The organism is Dysgonomonas hofstadii, from assembly GCF_014196915.1.
Taxonomy (GTDB): domain Bacteria; phylum Bacteroidota; class Bacteroidia; order Bacteroidales; family Dysgonomonadaceae; genus Dysgonomonas; species Dysgonomonas hofstadii.
Map to the genome: position 1 here is coordinate 24,888 of NZ_JACIEP010000001.1, position 16,046 is coordinate 40,933.

General features: G+C 32.4%; 17 protein-coding genes. 7 read left to right on the forward strand and 10 right to left on the reverse strand.

From position 1 onward, the window contains the following. Positions 1 to 517 precede the first annotated feature (517 nt). The 4 genes from GGR21_RS00125 (at position 518) to GGR21_RS00140 (ending at position 4,393) form a co-directional block, all read left to right on the forward strand. The gene (locus GGR21_RS00125; protein ID WP_183305120.1) at positions 518 to 1,414 is read left to right on the forward strand and encodes a tyrosine-type recombinase/integrase; all 897 of its coding nucleotides are present in this window, start codon (positions 518 to 520) and stop codon (positions 1,412 to 1,414) included. After that, positions 1,411 to 1,989, forward strand: coding sequence for a DUF6642 family protein (locus tag GGR21_RS00130; protein WP_183305121.1), 579 nt, complete (start codon positions 1,411 to 1,413; stop codon positions 1,987 to 1,989). The genes GGR21_RS00125 and GGR21_RS00130 overlap by 4 nt, the downstream gene beginning before the upstream one ends. Before the next feature lie 296 nt (positions 1,990 to 2,285). Beyond that, positions 2,286 to 3,767, forward strand: coding sequence for a transglycosylase domain-containing protein (locus tag GGR21_RS00135; RefSeq protein ID WP_183305122.1), 1,482 nt, complete (start codon positions 2,286 to 2,288; stop codon positions 3,765 to 3,767). Continuing rightward, on the forward strand, positions 3,758 to 4,393 hold the full coding sequence (locus GGR21_RS00140; protein WP_183305123.1) for a hypothetical protein: 636 nt from the start codon (positions 3,758 to 3,760) through the stop codon (positions 4,391 to 4,393). The genes GGR21_RS00135 and GGR21_RS00140 overlap by 10 nt, the downstream gene beginning before the upstream one ends. Here the strand turns inward: GGR21_RS00140 and GGR21_RS00145 are convergent. The 10 genes from GGR21_RS00145 to GGR21_RS20840 form a co-directional block, all read right to left on the reverse strand. Next, entirely contained in the window at positions 4,390 to 4,968 is a 579-nt protein-coding gene (locus GGR21_RS00145) for a hypothetical protein (protein WP_183305124.1), read from the reverse strand. The genes GGR21_RS00140 and GGR21_RS00145 overlap by 4 nt on opposite strands. Before the next feature lie 126 nt (positions 4,969 to 5,094). Continuing rightward, positions 5,095 to 5,829 carry a hypothetical protein gene (locus tag GGR21_RS00150; protein WP_183305125.1) on the reverse strand — a complete coding sequence of 245 codons (735 nt, stop codon included), beginning with the start codon at positions 5,827 to 5,829 and terminating at the stop codon, positions 5,095 to 5,097. Between the two features lie 81 nt (positions 5,830 to 5,910). Beyond that, positions 5,911 to 6,390, reverse strand: a complete 480-nt coding sequence (locus tag GGR21_RS00155; RefSeq protein WP_183305126.1) for a hypothetical protein — start codon at positions 6,388 to 6,390, stop codon at positions 5,911 to 5,913. Between the two features lie 12 nt (positions 6,391 to 6,402). After that, on the reverse strand, positions 6,403 to 6,951 hold the full coding sequence (locus GGR21_RS00160; protein WP_183305127.1) for a hypothetical protein: 549 nt from the start codon (positions 6,949 to 6,951) through the stop codon (positions 6,403 to 6,405). A 431-nt stretch (positions 6,952 to 7,382) separates the two neighbouring features. After that, positions 7,383 to 7,745 (reverse strand): hypothetical protein, encoded by a 363-nt coding sequence (locus GGR21_RS00165; RefSeq protein ID WP_183305128.1) that lies wholly within the window; start codon positions 7,743 to 7,745, stop codon positions 7,383 to 7,385. A 3-nt stretch (positions 7,746 to 7,748) separates the two neighbouring features. Further along, on the reverse strand, positions 7,749 to 7,958 hold the full coding sequence (locus GGR21_RS00170; protein WP_183305129.1) for a hypothetical protein: 210 nt from the start codon (positions 7,956 to 7,958) through the stop codon (positions 7,749 to 7,751). A gap of 615 nt (positions 7,959 to 8,573) precedes the next feature. Continuing rightward, complete coding sequence (locus GGR21_RS00175; protein ID WP_183305130.1) at positions 8,574 to 8,813, reverse strand: helix-turn-helix domain-containing protein; 240 nt, start codon at positions 8,811 to 8,813, stop codon at positions 8,574 to 8,576. Between the two features lie 11 nt (positions 8,814 to 8,824). Beyond that, positions 8,825 to 9,190, reverse strand: coding sequence for a tyrosine-type recombinase/integrase (locus GGR21_RS21010; protein ID WP_317169855.1), 366 nt, complete (start codon positions 9,188 to 9,190; stop codon positions 8,825 to 8,827). Further along, on the reverse strand, positions 9,184 to 9,393 hold the full coding sequence (locus GGR21_RS21090; RefSeq protein WP_394353447.1) for a site-specific integrase: 210 nt from the start codon (positions 9,391 to 9,393) through the stop codon (positions 9,184 to 9,186). The genes GGR21_RS21010 and GGR21_RS21090 overlap by 7 nt, the downstream gene beginning before the upstream one ends. 45 nt (positions 9,394 to 9,438) lie before the next feature. After that, the gene (locus tag GGR21_RS20840) at positions 9,439 to 10,080 is read right to left on the reverse strand and encodes a phage integrase SAM-like domain-containing protein (protein ID WP_246347943.1); all 642 of its coding nucleotides are present in this window, start codon (positions 10,078 to 10,080) and stop codon (positions 9,439 to 9,441) included. Between the two features lie 596 nt (positions 10,081 to 10,676). Here GGR21_RS20840 and GGR21_RS00185 point away from each other — a divergent pair. From GGR21_RS00185 to GGR21_RS00195, 3 genes are all read left to right on the forward strand, one after another. After that, positions 10,677 to 11,255 (forward strand): RNA polymerase sigma factor, encoded by a 579-nt coding sequence (locus tag GGR21_RS00185; RefSeq protein WP_221232861.1) that lies wholly within the window; start codon positions 10,677 to 10,679, stop codon positions 11,253 to 11,255. A gap of 98 nt (positions 11,256 to 11,353) precedes the next feature. After that, positions 11,354 to 12,556 (forward strand): FecR family protein, encoded by a 1,203-nt coding sequence (locus GGR21_RS00190; protein ID WP_183305131.1) that lies wholly within the window; start codon positions 11,354 to 11,356, stop codon positions 12,554 to 12,556. A 205-nt stretch (positions 12,557 to 12,761) separates the two neighbouring features. Next, complete coding sequence (locus GGR21_RS00195; protein WP_183305132.1) at positions 12,762 to 16,031, forward strand: TonB-dependent receptor; 3,270 nt, start codon at positions 12,762 to 12,764, stop codon at positions 16,029 to 16,031. Positions 16,032 to 16,046: the final 15 nt, after the last annotated feature.

Sequence of the window (16,046 nt, forward strand, 5' to 3'; positions counted from 1 at the left end):
GGAGAGTTTTGCAATTATAGGAAATACATCTTCATTTATTTCACTATAAGTTATGCAACTATCTGTTAATTAGGACTTTTTTGGATGGGTTCTTTTTTTAATAGGATGTTATATTTACGATCAATGAGTTATAGATGTTTCCCTTTTTATGTCGGACGGCAATAAAGATGCGTCTAGTGCCCAATCCAGTGCCCATTTTTGCGATGCATGGTGATTGCTTATGATTCTTATAGCACTTAAATATTGATTTTCGGTTACTTGGAATAGAGTCAGCAAGCGTCAATACGAATCAGTTCGATTCCTGTTTCCTTCTCTGGTGGCACCACTTTTAGAAACTCATAAAACGTTGTAATTGAATAAATTACAGCGTTTTTTCTTTTTAGTTGGGTAAACATAGGTTAAACATTTAGATGATTAATAGCTAAACACCTCATAATTAGGCGTTTGTATTTGCAAATATAAGATTTTTTTAGTAACTTCAAGGAATTACTTAATAAATAACCACTAAATTAGAACTATGGAGTTAGTAAATTACAATGATGTTTCACAATTAAAGAACAGTATTTTTGATTGTATAGATGTTACAGAGAACACACAAAAAGAGTACTTGACCCGGATTAAACACTTTATTCATTTCGTAAAGTTACACGGAATTAATTCCAATACTTATTTAAAGTATAAACGCTATTTAAGTTCTATCGACACGTTAAGTATTTCCACAAAGAATAAGTATTTAATTTCCGCTAAGATTTTTATTGACGGCCTGAATAATTTACAGCAATTTCCATTTCAGATTAATACAAAGGCAAGAGGATTTAAACAAAGCAAGCTGCACAAGAAAGACGGTCTTTGTGATGAGGATATTTCTAAGATTGTAGATTATTGTTCTTCATTAAAGCCGACAATTCAAAACTTGCGATTAAAATCTATTTTATCACTGCTTATTTTTCAAGGTTTGCGCCAAGTAGAAATTACTCGTTTAAATGTTACCGATATTAATCTGAAAGATAAAACAGCTTTTATTATAGGCAAAGGACAGGACGATAAAGAACTTATACACTTGCATCCCTCAACAATAAAAGTCTTAAAAGAATATCTACACACAAGTAGAATAAGAGAAGGTGCTTTATTCCGAAGTGGAAGTAATTTCTCTTCGGGCAGTCGTCTAACGACAAAATCCATTCGAGAGATAATAAAGAAAGTTTTGAATGAATTAAATATTGACGGAAGTACCCACGGCTTCCGTCATTTTTTTATAACTAAATTAATAAAATCTTATAAGGGTGAATTATTGACTGTTTCCAAATATAGTCGCCATAGAAGTATTCAGATGCTAGAGGTGTACAATGACGAGATAATAAGGGAGCAGGATTTGCCACGTTTTTATAACGTATTTAATGATATTATACTATGAGTGATACAAAGACATACGAAAGAAATATCTATTGTTTAGAGGGCAACTGGAATAAGAATCCACGAAGTAATCAAAGTGTAAAACCAATGCTTGAATTACTCCGTACTTTTGCTAATATCAAATATGTATATTACAAATGCGATACTAAAGAAGAGTTCTATAAACGCTTACAGCAATTCACAAAAGGAACTTATAAAAACTATGCTGTTTTATATTTGGCGTTTCATGGTCAACCTAATCGCATTGAAGTAGAAAAGGGACTAATAACATTAAGAGAGATTGCAACGGCTTTAGAGGGCAAATTAGCCAATAAAATCGTGCATTTCGGGAGTTGTCATACTATGCGCACTTCGGAAAAGAATATCCAACACTTTTTGGCAACTACAAATTGCCAGTTTATTTCAGGGTATCGGAAATATGTAGATTATATCGATGCTTGCGTATTTGAATTGCTCTATTTTGATTTATTACAAAAACATAACAGTATTAAAAAATTAGATTCTCTGTTATTTAAATTATCCCCTCAATTGATAGATAATAAATTAAAGTTTGTGATATATCAATTTCTGTATTAAATATAGAATTAAGGATGTGTCTCAATAATTTAGTTATTTTGTAAATTATATATAACCCAACTTCCTCTGAAATAATTTATCTTTATTTTCTATTCCTACGATTTCCCTCCCAATTATATAGGAATGAAATAAATATTTCGTTTCTATTTTCCATATTTCTTAAATATATATTTATATATGATATAAAATTAACAATTTACATATAATAATCAATCTAATTCTTTATAGCTTATATTTTTTCTTAATTTTGCATTAATCAACATTTTATGACACTATTTAATCTTATATAAAACTAAATGGCAGACTACGAAGGATATGTTGTTTATGGGAAAAAGAATAATAAGAGGCAGGCTTTTGGAGTTATATCTAATAATTCTGAATGTAAAGCTGTTTCAAAAAGAATACCATCAAATTTAAAAAAGATAATTGTAGAAATTGAAGATAAAAGATTTTATCAACATCATGGAATAGATATTCATGGAATTATAAGGGCATCTATTCAAAATTTTAAGGCAAAAAAAATTGTCCAAGGTGGAAGCACTATCACCCAACAATTGTCAAGAAATATGTTAAGAGTAAATAATAAAACATTATACAGAAAGATAAGAGAAAGTATAAAAGCATTAGAACTAGAAAACCAATATAGTAAAGATGAAATATTAGACCTCTATTTTAATAATGTATATTGGGGAAAAAATATAATTGGTCTTAGGAGTGCTTCTCTGCATTATTTTGGAAAAGAAATACATTATCTTACTCAAGAAGAATCATTAACACTTTTAACAATATTAAGAGGACCAAACTATTATCTAAAGAATAAAGACAAGCTTGCGTTTAGATATAATCTCCTCAATAGTATTCTATTAGAAAGAAAAAACATTACAAATAAACGCCATAAAAAGAATCTTGATAAATTTCCATTGTTACAAAATAATCCTATTCAAATTTTAAGAAGAGAGGTGATTCCTTTTATAACTGAAAGTATAGAAGATAAGAAATGTGTTATTAAATCAACAATAGATAATAATTTACAGGCTCTTATTAATAAAATTATAAACTCCTCAAACCAACCTATTTCTATTGTATCAATTCAAAATGGAAAAATAATTGCTTTTGGAAGTAGATTTGGGTCGGATTACCCTTTTATAACAAAAGCTAATGTAGGTTCGACACTAAAACCTTTTATATATTGCTTTTTAAGAAAAAATGGAGTTCTAAATGAAAAGTATAGTAGCTATACCAATAAACTAGATTGGACCGTTAGAGAAGCGACAACTGTAAAGCCATATTTAACAATACAAGCAGCTCTTTTAGTTTCTAATAATAATGTTTTTATAAATTCTTGCGAGAAAGTTGGAATGGATATATGTTTAGATTATTTATCAGATATTTTTAATAAAAATCGGGAATATTTTTATCCTTCAAGTATTTTAGGGGCTACAGAATGTGGGATTTCTTTGTATGAATTAGCAATTGCGTATAATAATTTTTTTAAATGTAAGAGTTTAGATTCATATAAAATTGAATGTTTAAATATTTTAAAATTGAATGCAAGAAATAAGTTAGGTTTTAATATAGATAATGTTTTTCTAAAAACAGGCACAACTAATGATAATCAAGAACGCTATGCTATTTTAGGAAATCCTGATAAAGTTTTCGCAATATTAAGAAATGAGAAATATAATTCAGATACAGAAAAAGAAGGAAGCTTTGTTAAACAAATAAGGGATTTCGCTTCTTTAGTATTAAACACTAGAAAAAATTATAAATGGACATAAAAGATATAATATCAAAAGCAGATCCTAATATATTAATATTTTTATTAACTACTTTCTGTGCCTTTCTTGCATGGTTGTCCAAAGGCTTAGTAGAAAAACCTCTAGAAGAATCTAAAGAAACATTTAATCGTTTCTTGGATAAAAGAATAGAGATTTTAACGGAAGTTAAAGTTCGATTAAACTTCATTGCATATTTTCCTACTACAGAAGAAAGCAAAGAGTTTAAAGAACAATTACAAGAACTAATTTTGAAAGACGGCAAAGTCGGTTATTTAAATAAGGATACTCTCGAAAATATTTTAAAAATTTCTATAGACCCCAAAACTGATGAAAAATTGTTATTAGCAACTATTAAAAACATAGATGAGGATTTAAGTGCTCAAATATCTAAAATTCAAGATGAGATAAGTTTTTTTAGAAAATTTTCGAATTTCAATCCTTTTAAAAAATTCTGGGGATTATCGTTATTGTCAGCACAATACATTTTGTCACTAACTCTTATAACCAGTTTTTTCTACTTAGTTATATTAGGTCTTATCACTTTCTCTTTGCCCTTTAAAATAGGATTAATAATAATAGTCATTTTAATCCTATATTTTCTTAGTAAATATATCAATAAGAGTTAGTCTATAAAAAAGCCTGAATTTGAATCAAATTTTTCTAAATTTCTAATTTTTCCATCAGAACGAATACTTATTATTTCTATTATTTCATTATTAATCTGAAACAGGAAATAATAAACAGAACAGGGTTTAGATATAAAATCACTACTTTTTCTGTCACTAAAAAATAGGCTGAGGTCATCCATGACAAGATCAGCCCTTTTTATTAAATGTAAAGATTTTATATTATGCTTTTTTGATAAATAATCTATTGCTATAGATAAAGCTATATCTACATCAAAATAGGCAATCTTTGTTTTTGTAAGCAAGCGTTTAATCTTTTCACCTATCTTACCCCAAGCCTCAATATTTTTGTCTATTTTATCTCCCATAAAGAATATAGATGCAGATAAAACTATAGCGTGGAAAAGATTAAAGTCTGCTCCTTTTCCAATATTGGCAGTTTTTAAAGAATACTCATTATCAATCTCAGATAGGATTCTATTTATGTTTTTAAGTTCTTTAGATTGGATTTCTGTAAAAGGAGAATTCATTAATTCTTCTGATGAAATGTCTTTTGGTATAAAAATAAGTTCCATGATAGTATATATTTATATACGACAAACATACATAAAATCATCAAATCTTATTTAATATTCTTATTTAATCTTTTTTATAAATAAACTTTCAACGTTTGATAATACTAATTACAGAACGTTGGAATATTATTTTGGTGGCGGCATAATACGACATAAAAATAATAATCCCCAAAATTGCCGAGAACCATTAAATTCATCCTCGGCTTGTTTAACAATATTAGGATGGAATTGCCATAATGCACTTAAATTCGGCTTTATTCCTGTTGATTCCAGTGCATCAATTCCAATATTTATAATATCATTTAAAATCTTGTCTGAATTTGATTTTATATGTTTATTTTTGGTTTTATCAGCATAGAGAGTTATTATTTCCATACAAACCCGCATATTAGGTTTTTTATAAAATTCTTTATTATTACTAAGTTCTTGTGTAATCCCCTCTAATTGATTATTAGCTTCCTGCCACAGTTTAATATTATTTTTACGAAAGTTGTCAGATGGAATTCCCTGTCTACCACACTTCAATTCTAAAAATAAATGATATTCATTATTTGTACCTGCGTTATTAACACAATAATAATCAACACGTCCATTATTGTCATTTATGCCACGTCTAATTGGATATTCTAAAATACAGTAATCTGTTAATCTTGTAATTGCAGGAACAATAATAGAGTGAATTTGCAATTCTCCATAACAAAATGTCGTATATTTCATCTTCAAAATATGAAGTGCAGCGTTTTTAGCACTTAATTCTATTAATTTTTCTATGAAATCGGAAACAACCTGTTTTAATTGAAATTGTTCTGATCTACGAATAAAAAGTTTGCCAACATTACGGATAGTTTTAGGTTTTTTCATAATAAACGTGGGTTAAAGCTGTATCTTAATCTTGAATTCTTCAATTAAGCAATCGAGGTCTTTTAAATTTACCATAGCTTCTTATTTTACTATATGGTAAATTATAATTCCGGAATAGAATATTTGTGCTCCGAAACCTTTGTATTTATAGTCGGCCCGATATATTTTATTAAATTGATTTCTATACACTTTACGGCTACCCCATTTTTTATATTCAGGGAAATGTATAAAACCTAATTCATATCCCATATGGTATGGGGTAGGAAATCTAACATGAATTAATTTACCTTTACTGTTATACATACATCTTATTGCAATAGGAACTTTTTCATATTCACTATCTATTTCATATACGATAAATCCATCTTCATCTCCTACTGGCTCACCTACTAATTGTTCAAAATCCTCTTGGTTTACTTTGCCCAAATAATTAATCATATTTTTAGGCAAAAGGTTGAAATTTTTATTTTCTATCCATTCTCCCTCATCCACAAATGTTTCCTGTGCTTGTGATGTTGTATAAATTAATAAAGCTGCAAATATTACTAAAATCTTTCTCATACCATATAATATTTATTTGATGAAATTTTCTAAAGATGCTATTGTTCTCATTCCATCTCCCATAAAACTTAGATAGTATTCAGATTTATCTGGAATTTCAAAAACAGCGTAGGCGCGCTTTGAAAATCCTTCGGGTATAACTAAAACACTAAAATTATCATATTCATCTTTCACATCCACTGAAAAAGGGTCTAAGCATTTTTGTATTAATCCGTCAGAATTTACAACGTGCATATCTATTACACTAGATATGCTTCTATATCTTGAAGATTCATTTTTTATTAAAAATGTTATAGCTACAAAATATCCATCAGTATAAATTTTATTATTAAAAATTGCTGGTAATTCAGTATATATATCTATAGACTCTATTTTTATATCAAATCCAGTAATTTTTAAATTGTCTCCCAATTCTAAAATATGGATATTCTTAAAAGGTTTTTCTTTTTCATTTTTTGTCTTTTCAGATTTAACTTGTTCTTTTTCATTTGGCGATTTAGAATTATTTCCACATGAAAAGAATAACATAGGAAATAAAAAAAATAAAAGTAAATTTCTCATAATACATTGTTTTAAATTATAGTAATTACATAAAAAATGCGTGGAACTAAAACTTGTCCGCCATTGAGGTATCGCCAAACACCATGTAGAGAAACAAGTATAGCCCACGCACCATGCGTGAGCATTATACTTATTATTCCTCTCTACTAAAATTTTTGGCGATTTTCAATGACAAGAATAAAAGCTAATGCTTTATATTAATATGTATTTTTAAATTTTTCTTCTTATAGACTAATTGTTTAATTTGGTTTATATGCAAAAGTAGTAAAAAGTTTATACCTATATATAATATGTCCGTATTCTAAAAAATCTTATTCTAATCTAAGCGTACTACCCGCACCCTACTAACATAGTTGTAAGATAAGTCACTACTTCGGGGCTACTCCAAACTTGTTTATGCAGAAATTCTGCAACTGCAATTAGTTCCTCATTCATATAATAGAAATAAAATTCGCTTCAATAAATTTATCCGTATAATATAAGTGTTCTAATATTTGTGGTAATTCCTCCGTAGCGTAGGAAAATTCTAATTCGCCGGTAATTTTATGGAAACTTATATTCTGTACAATTACTCTACACTTAGAGTGTATATCTGTACAAGAGGAAACTTCATCCGTATGCAAAGTTATTTTTTCATTTATATTAATTTCCGTAGAAAACTTCTTACACACAGAAACTAAATCGCCGGCAATATTTCTAAAATTAATTCCGGTGTAAAATTTATCTCGTAATGTATTTAGATGAACTTGGTGTAATTCCATATCTAATTCTCTGTACATTTTAGAAACTTCCATAAGTTATTTCTTACGTGTGCGTGGAACTCTACGTGTAGAATTTTTCGCCGTAGTTAATTTCTTACGCATATCTACACAGTAATTCTCTAACTGTTCAATATCTTCTAAATTAACTCCAGTTTTCCTAGCAGCTAAATAAGTTTTATTATCATGCCCGTATAAATTAAATTCGTCCCTAATAATATCCAGTATTGTATTATTCCTTATTCCCATAATAATTCTAATTAAGTTCTACGCACAGGGAAAAATTACGCCGGTAGAAAATTCTAATTACTCTACGTGTATAATCTATCCTCTATCCCCCGTACAAAAATTTATTTATTCCTGCTACGCCAATCCTGCTTACCCATACGTATGATAAGGATATGTTTGAAACTCCTTGTATAAAACAATACCCAACCACTACATAAGGATATGTTACGAACTTCCTGTGTATAGTTATATATAGTATAATAGTTAGTGTTATTATATAGATAAGGGAAACATTTAGCCGCAGAATCTTTTTCTTAGTATGTGTATTGTTATAGATAATTCCGCAGATTTCTGTGTGTATCCGTACATCTTTATTACTTCTGTATGTGTACTTAAATAAAAGAGGCTGTTTTTTCGATGTTTTCTCACCATAAGGATACCTTATCATGGGGTTATAAATCTTCTGTGATTGTTTCTACATAATAATTTCGGAAGATTTTTCCCTCGAAAATGATTTTTAGCGATTTTTCCGAAAAAATACTGATAGAAAAAAATACAAAATTGTCTTCGGGATAGGTTAGAAAGAAAAAAAGGGATAATTTCTAAGAAACTATCCCTAAATTTGAATATTAATAATTATAAATGAACTATGTATTTTTCCAATAACGAATTTACTTTATCTTTAAAAATTGAGGAGTAAGAACTCTTCTTTACAAACTCTACAACATCCCCAATCCGATACATAATTTTCTTCCTGCTGAATTGATAATACTCCAATTTACCCTCTGTCCTATAATTATACAATGTCCGAGGGCAAACGTGTAATATCTTACAAACAGCTTCCGTTGAAATCAAAAAGTTAGAATTATTTCCCATAACATCTTAGTTTAATCAACTAATAAATCTTCTAAATCATCGAGAGAATCAATCGCTTTATCTTTATTTGCTTTGGATGCCTTTGCATATATTTGAGTAACCCTTATATCACTATGCCCTAATAATTCTTTCATAATAAAAGGGTTTACATTTTTAGCTACCATTAAATAAGCAAAAGTATGCCTGCCTATATGAGTGGAAATATTCTTCTGAATTTTTACCCTTTTAGCTATTTCTTTCAGATTCTTATTAATAATTGCAGTTGCCGAACTAATTGCATTTAACGCATCGTGCGGAGATACTTTATTAATATCGACAGGCAGAATATTAAAAATGTATCTGTCGGGAGTTATATCTTCTTTATTTGCTCCTAATATTCACGCCTATTCTCTATTATTTTCTTTACAACTTTATTTACTTTTATTACATGGTCTTTATCGGTTTTACGCATACGAACAGTTAATTCATTTTCATTATAATTTTTCCATCTTAGATTTAAAATAACGGAAATACGTAGCCCCGTATAACATTCAACCAAGAAAACATCTTTTGCATCATAGGCTCTATTTCTTACTCTCAATCTTAATTTTTCAATTCTTTTTACTTCGGTTGCATCTAAATATGCTCATTCTGTTAATTCTCTTTTCATCTTAAATTTTTTAAATGGGTTTTTACTTTGGTCTAAATCGTAATTATTATAAATATCATTCACTAATTTTGCTATTGCTTTTAGATTTACAGTAGTCGTATTTCTATTATTATTTTTCTTATTCATTAAATGATTCTCGTATTGTTTGATAAATTCCAGTGTAACATTTTTAATAGGGAGAGCGTCCTTTTTCAGATACTCTTTTAATTTCATAATTACAGACTTATATTTTTTGTATGTAGCATATTGACCTCTTTTATACATTCGGTCCATTTCTTTATCTGCGTATTCAAATACATCAAATGAAGTTCTATTATCCAGTTTATTTCTGATTACAGAAATATTTGCGGAATCATCTGTAATTTCTAATAAAGAAATTTCCTTCTTAATTTCTGCTACCCTTTTATCAAGGAGTGCATTTAATTCTATTACATTGGGATGTTGTTTTTTTACAATTTCATTTTTCACATCCCAATATTCAGGTTCTACATGGAGGATTGTTCTATAAAAAGAACGCCTATCTTTTGTAATACGCAAACAAATTGGTGCTTTGTTTGATGATTTAGCAAGCTTGTCTAATCTCATTACAAGCTTAAATTTTGAAACGTTGAATTTCATAATTTAAAATTTATTGATTAAAAAATAATGATTTTATAATTCTGTGGAGATGCTGAAAAAGATGGGGTAAACATAGGGGTAAACATTTCCTATGCGATTCCGACATATATACACAATAAATTTGAAACTTCCAAATCAGTTTATGTTTGTAAGGAGTTGAAAACAAGTAAAAAAGTAGTTTTTTAAAAATTTTGTGGAAAATACAGGAAACGTTTTTCAGAACTGGTGGCACCACTTAAGAAGAGTGGCAAAACGCAGCAAATATCTGAGAAATAGACAGTTTCAGGGATTTTTATTTTTAGGGCAACCCTTCGAAAATGGCAGAAAATGACGGTTTATAGAACATTTATCTTTGTTCATGCATATGCTTTACAATTCCATATCTAAAAAATTATTTCATTGTATTAATGTAATCTTTGATAATTGTCGGACTATATAAAGGTTCTCTCTTACCATGTGTTTTTTATCGATCCGAATGTTTATTATTTGTAGCTGTAAAAGACTTTTATTTTTTTTCTCCAATAAATTTGAAACAGGCTCTGAATGTTCACGTCATTTTTTTACATTTGTAAAGTTTTCATGAAATTTACTACAATTTGGATAAGGATATAATTAAAGTATGGGATCTTTTTAGGGATGGTGATGAAGACTCATTTTCTCTTTTATTCGAAACATTTTTCGACACATTGTTCCGGTACGGGATGAAATTTGTTTCAGATGAGAACCTTGTCAAAGATTGTATACAGGACTTATTCATAAAGCTACATAACAACAGGGCATCTTTGTCGTCTACAACAAACCCTAAATTTTATTTACTTTTTTCCCTGAAAAATATGATTCTGGACGCAATAGCTAAAAATAAGCGTCTGACATATGTCTCCCCTCAAGATCTGCCATTTATTGCCACCTATCAATACCTGAGTGAGCAGGAAGAAACGGAGGAAACAGAAGAAGTGAAACAGAAGTTTGAACAAGTGTTAAATATGTTGAATTCAAGACAGAAAGAAGCTATATATCTACGCTTTCAACTCGATTTGTCGTATGAGGAAATCTCAGAATTACTGGGAATAAATTATCAGTCGGCAAGAAATCTTATTCACCGTTCTATCACTAAGATCAGGGATAATATGGATCTTGCATTATTCATCTCATTGTTTATCAGGGTGTTCAATTAATTCTCCCATAATAGAGCAAAAAAAAATATTTTTTTTCGGATAATAAGAGTACATACGCTTCGTGAGAATCGTTTCTTAATTGTTATCTGATAAAAAATATGGAAAAATATTTGAATGATATTATTTATTCACTGTTGGACGACGATTCGTTTGTCCAATGGGTACTGTGCCCCACACTTGAGTTGAATATGTTCTGGGAGGATGAATTTAGTAAGAGTAACGAACTACGGGAAAGCGCTTACATTTTGAAAAATATAATAAAGAAATTTAAAATAGAAGAACCTGCTTTGTCTGCCGACGATAAGCAAGTTATATGGAAAAATATACAACAGGGTATTAGTCGAGACAAAAAGAGGAAGACTCTGTGGAGAAGATATATGCAGGTAGCTTCTGTCGCTGTCATTGCTGTACTGTTGTCTGGAGGATACCTGTATGTTGTGAACAATAGCAAACAGATAGAAATAGACTATGCATCTATGCTGAATGATAGTATAGGGATGCCGAGTTCAAATAATATAAGCCTTATTTTATCAAATAATAAAGTCGTAGATATTCAAAGAGATAGTACTAATGTAATTTATGATGAAGAAGGACGGGTAAATGTAGACTCTGAACAGATCGAGGACACGGAAACTGGAAAAGCTTCGCTCAATCAATTGATTGTACCTTATGGAAAAATGACATCGCTTACATTAAGTGATGGTACTAAAATATGGGTCAATTCCGGTACTAAGCTTATCTATCCCTCTGTATTCGAAAAGAATAAAAGGGAGATATTTCTTGTAGGAGAGATATATCTCGATGTAGTAAAAAATGAAAAAAGTCCGTTCATTATCAAGACTAACCATATGGATGTGAATGTGCTGGGTACCCAACTGAATATTTCAGCATATGCAGACGAAAGTTTACACTCTGTAGTATTGGTTTCGGGAGCGGTCAATGTAAAGAGTAAAGAACTGAAAGGTACATATGATATATATCCTGACCAAATGTTTACATACGGTGTAGACTCCGATAAGGCAGATGTCAGAAAAGTTGATGTAAATAACTATATATCGTGGATATACGGATACCTGCTTTTGCAGAGTGAAAGCCTCGACCGTGTATTACAAAAGCTGGAAAGACATTACAATATATCATTCACATACAACACAAGCGATTTTAAAAATATTTATGTAAGTGGAAAATTGGACTTGAGAGGAAGTCCTGAAAGTGCTCTTAACTATATCAGTATCACCACACCTATAACTTATACGATAAATGATGATACGATAAAAATAGAGTTAGCCCCTAAGAAATAATTACACAAAAACCTTAATTGCTTATGAAGAATGAATACGATCAGTCGTAGGTAAGTTATATTATAACTTATGTCCCCCTCAGTTTAAGAAAAAACCTTTTATTAACTAAATCCATGGAGTTTCTATGAAAAAATTCATTAAAAAGAACCATTCATTTTATGAATTTAAAAAATGCTTTCGGATAATGAAAATAAGTATTTTTTTAATGTTTATTGGAATTGGAGTGATTTCTGCAAGTTCCAGTTACAGCCAAACGGCAGTGCTTTCATTAAATGTTCATAACAAAACATTGAAAGATGTTTTTCGTGAAATTGAAAGCCAAAGTGAGTATATTTTCTTTTACAACGATGCCGCTGTAAATGTGAATAAACGAGTTGACATTTCTATCGAGAAAGGTACTATCAACCAGATTTTGGACAAGGTCTTAGACGGATCGTCCAAGTATAGGATAGAAGATCGTCAGGTTATCATTTTTAAGGACAATGTGGGCGAAAACACAACCACAGGAGTATTAACTAGCAGTACGAAAGATGTGGTACAGACTGGGGTTACCGTTACCGGTAGAATTACAGATGCCGAAGGCGAGCCTCTCCCTGGCGTAAGTGTTACCGAGAAAGGTACGATGAACGGTGTGATTACCGACATCGATGGCAACTACTCTATTGTGCTGAGAGGACAAAACCCGGTCCTTGTATTCAGCTATATAGGTCATGAGCCGCAAGAGAAAACAGTCGGTAGCCAGAGGGTTATCAATGCGGTAATGCAAACCGAGTCGTCTGACTTGGATGAGGTAGTCGTGGTAGCCTATGGTACTCAGCGCAAAAGCTCGATTACCGGAGCCATTTCTACGGTAAATGTAGATAGGATGAAGGATCTGACTACGCCCACTGTATCGAATATGTTGCAGGGAAAAGTTGCCGGTGTATCGGTAGTGCCTCAATCAGGACAACCGGGATCCGAAGCCACTATCAGGATACGTGGGATCGGGTCGATACGCGGGAACAAAGATCCATTGTGGGTGATAGATGGCATGGTGAGTAATAATGATGTTATTTCCGCACTCAATCCGAATGATATAGAAGCTATTTCCATACTTAAGGACGGTTCCGCAACTGCACTTTACGGGTCACGCGGAGCAAACGGCGTGATCCTCGTTACCACTAAGCGGGGCCGGATGGGGATGTCTCAATTAGACGTCACCGCAAGAATGTCGGTGTCGGAGCTACAGAAAGGCAGGTTGGAAATGATGAACGGATCGGAATATTACGATTATCTGGAGCAAATATATAAGAATACAGATTCAAACGATACATACCTTTTGCAGCCTTATTTAAAAGATCAAAATACTGATTGGTTCGACATAGCTACCCAAAGTGCACTTACCCAAAATTATAATATCAGCTACAGGTATGGCAACGAAAAAATCAGGTCGTATATTGCTGGTGACTACTACAATGAAGAAGGTACTATCAGGGGCTATACACTCGACCGATTTACACTGAGACTCAACAACGATTTTATCGTTAATAAACGGCTTACCATAAAAGCGAATTTAGCGGCTATGTACCGGGAAACCGATAGCCAGGAATATTCTTTGAGTAGCTGGTACAGTTATTTGCCATGGGATACCCCATATGACTCTCAGGGAAATCTGAAAGACGGTAGCCAGGGCAGGCCTACAGAAAGTGCCGCTCCGACAGCCGACCCGCGTGATTACTGGTACTCTGACGGAAGTACGAATTACCTTTACGACCGCCATCTGAACTGGAGCAGAAGCCGTCGTAATACGATGGATGTGGGTTTAGGCCTTAATTATAAACTTTTTGACTTTCTTACTTTCGAATCGAATAACAGGTTCTCGTTTTACAATCACTACGGAAGTAGCTATACCGATCCCGAAAGCAGAAGTGGTCAGGCAACAGATGGAGCATATTCAAGCAGCAGTACTAATACCCGCAACATTACCGGTAGCCAGATGTTACGATTCCTGAAAACCTTTGGAGAAAAGCATGAAATAGATGCCTATTTTGTTTACGACTACGATGAAAGGCGTTATTGGTATGATTTCGGAAGATCATACTCTGTACTCACAGGTACCGAAATATTATCAGGAGGAGTATCCGACTACTATGTAGAGGGTTCCAAAACAGAAGAAAAACATGCCAAGTATTTGTTTAACGGAAATTATACTTTCGATGGCAAGTACCTACTACAGGCATCACTTAGCCGCGACGGTTCATCCCGTTTTGGGATCAACAAGCGTTGGGGTACATTTTGGTCTGTAGGTGGTGGCTGGAATATGCACAAGGAAGAGTTTATCAAAGGACTTGGCTTTATTAATGAGCTCAAGCCACGCATATCATACGGTATAACAGGCAACGAGCCAAGCGGTGCTTACGAATGGACTACAAAATTTAATACCACACAACAATATGGTGGAGAACTGGCCTTTATGACCAACTACGCAGGTAATGCAAACTTGTCGTGGGAAGAAACCGGATCACTGGATATTGGCCTCGAAACCAGGCTTTTCAATAGAGTGTCCGTTAATTTTGACTACTATTCCAAAAAAGTGAAAAATCTGCTTTACCTCAGACATCTTTCTGCTGTAACCGGATATAACCGGCAGACGGCTAATGACGGCAAACTTGAAAATTCGGGATTCGAAGTTACCATTACACCCGAAATTATCAAAACCAGGGATCTGTATTGGGATATAAGTTTTAATATCGGTTATAATAAAAATAAGATAACTTATCTTCCTGACGGAGATGATCTTGGTTCTTATCAGGCTGTGGCAGTAGGATATCCTTACCTGAACTGGTATATGCGCGAGTGGGCCGGAGTAGATTCCCAGACCGGGAAAGGATTATGGTTTATTGTAGACTCTGAAACAGGACAAAAAACTGCAACTACCGATTACGATGCAGCAACCCCTGTTTTGCTCGACTCATCTCCTACACCTAAATATAACGGAGCTGTCAGCACCAGCTTTGCCTGGAAGGGGTTGTCGTTAAATGCTCTCTTTACCTTCAGTGCCGGAGCTAAAATTTATAACGGTACACGTGCCGGTTCTATCGACCGGGATGGAGCACGTCCATCGCAGGCTGCCATGAAACTGGCTGACGGATGGAGCAGATGGGAGAAACCGGGTGACATTGCTACCCATCCGCAACTGGGGGTTAACGACGCTGCGTCCAGTACATCTTCCCGCTATCTGGAGGACGGAGATTTCTTTAAGATGAAATCCTTATCGATAGGCTACGCTTTACCGAAAAAATGGCTGATTCCGATAGGGGCAAAAGAGGCGACTATAAGTATCGGCGGCGAAAACCTGTTTACAATTACCAAATATTCAGGAGTGGATCCCGAAATACTGCTGTCATCAAATTACAACGGAACAACCAGTGCGAGCTCAGGCCAGGTATACCCAACTATAAGGCGTTTCACTTTTGGAATAAACCTTAGATTTTAATTGAAACAACTATTA

Bases quoted from the DNA above. Each gene is read 5' to 3' on its own strand.
- GGR21_RS00170 (WP_183305129.1), bottom strand. From the start codon at position 7,958: ATGGGAATAAGGAATAATACAATACTGGATATTATTAGGGACGAATTT.
- GGR21_RS00150 (WP_183305125.1), bottom strand. From the start codon at position 5,829: ATGAAAAAACCTAAAACTATCCGTAATGTTGGCAAACTTTTTATTCGT.
- GGR21_RS00140 (WP_183305123.1), top strand. From the start codon at position 3,758: ATGGACATAAAAGATATAATATCAAAAGCAGATCCTAATATATTAATA.
- GGR21_RS00125 (WP_183305120.1), top strand. From the start codon at position 518: ATGGAGTTAGTAAATTACAATGATGTTTCACAATTAAAGAACAGTATT.
- GGR21_RS00155 (WP_183305126.1), bottom strand. From the start codon at position 6,390: ATGAGAAAGATTTTAGTAATATTTGCAGCTTTATTAATTTATACAACA.
- GGR21_RS00145 (WP_183305124.1), bottom strand. From the start codon at position 4,968: ATGGAACTTATTTTTATACCAAAAGACATTTCATCAGAAGAATTAATG.
- GGR21_RS00190 (WP_183305131.1), top strand. From the start codon at position 11,354: ATGGAAAAATATTTGAATGATATTATTTATTCACTGTTGGACGACGAT.
- GGR21_RS20840 (WP_246347943.1), bottom strand. From the start codon at position 10,080: ATGAAATTCAACGTTTCAAAATTTAAGCTTGTAATGAGATTAGACAAG.
- GGR21_RS00175 (WP_183305130.1), bottom strand. From the start codon at position 8,813: ATGGGAAATAATTCTAACTTTTTGATTTCAACGGAAGCTGTTTGTAAG.
- GGR21_RS00195 (WP_183305132.1), top strand. From the start codon at position 12,762: ATGTTTATTGGAATTGGAGTGATTTCTGCAAGTTCCAGTTACAGCCAA.
- GGR21_RS00160 (WP_183305127.1), bottom strand. From the start codon at position 6,951: ATGAGAAATTTACTTTTATTTTTTTTATTTCCTATGTTATTCTTTTCA.
- GGR21_RS00135 (WP_183305122.1), top strand. From the start codon at position 2,286: ATGGCAGACTACGAAGGATATGTTGTTTATGGGAAAAAGAATAATAAG.
- GGR21_RS00165 (WP_183305128.1), bottom strand. From the start codon at position 7,745: ATGGAAGTTTCTAAAATGTACAGAGAATTAGATATGGAATTACACCAA.
- GGR21_RS00130 (WP_183305121.1), top strand. From the start codon at position 1,411: ATGAGTGATACAAAGACATACGAAAGAAATATCTATTGTTTAGAGGGC.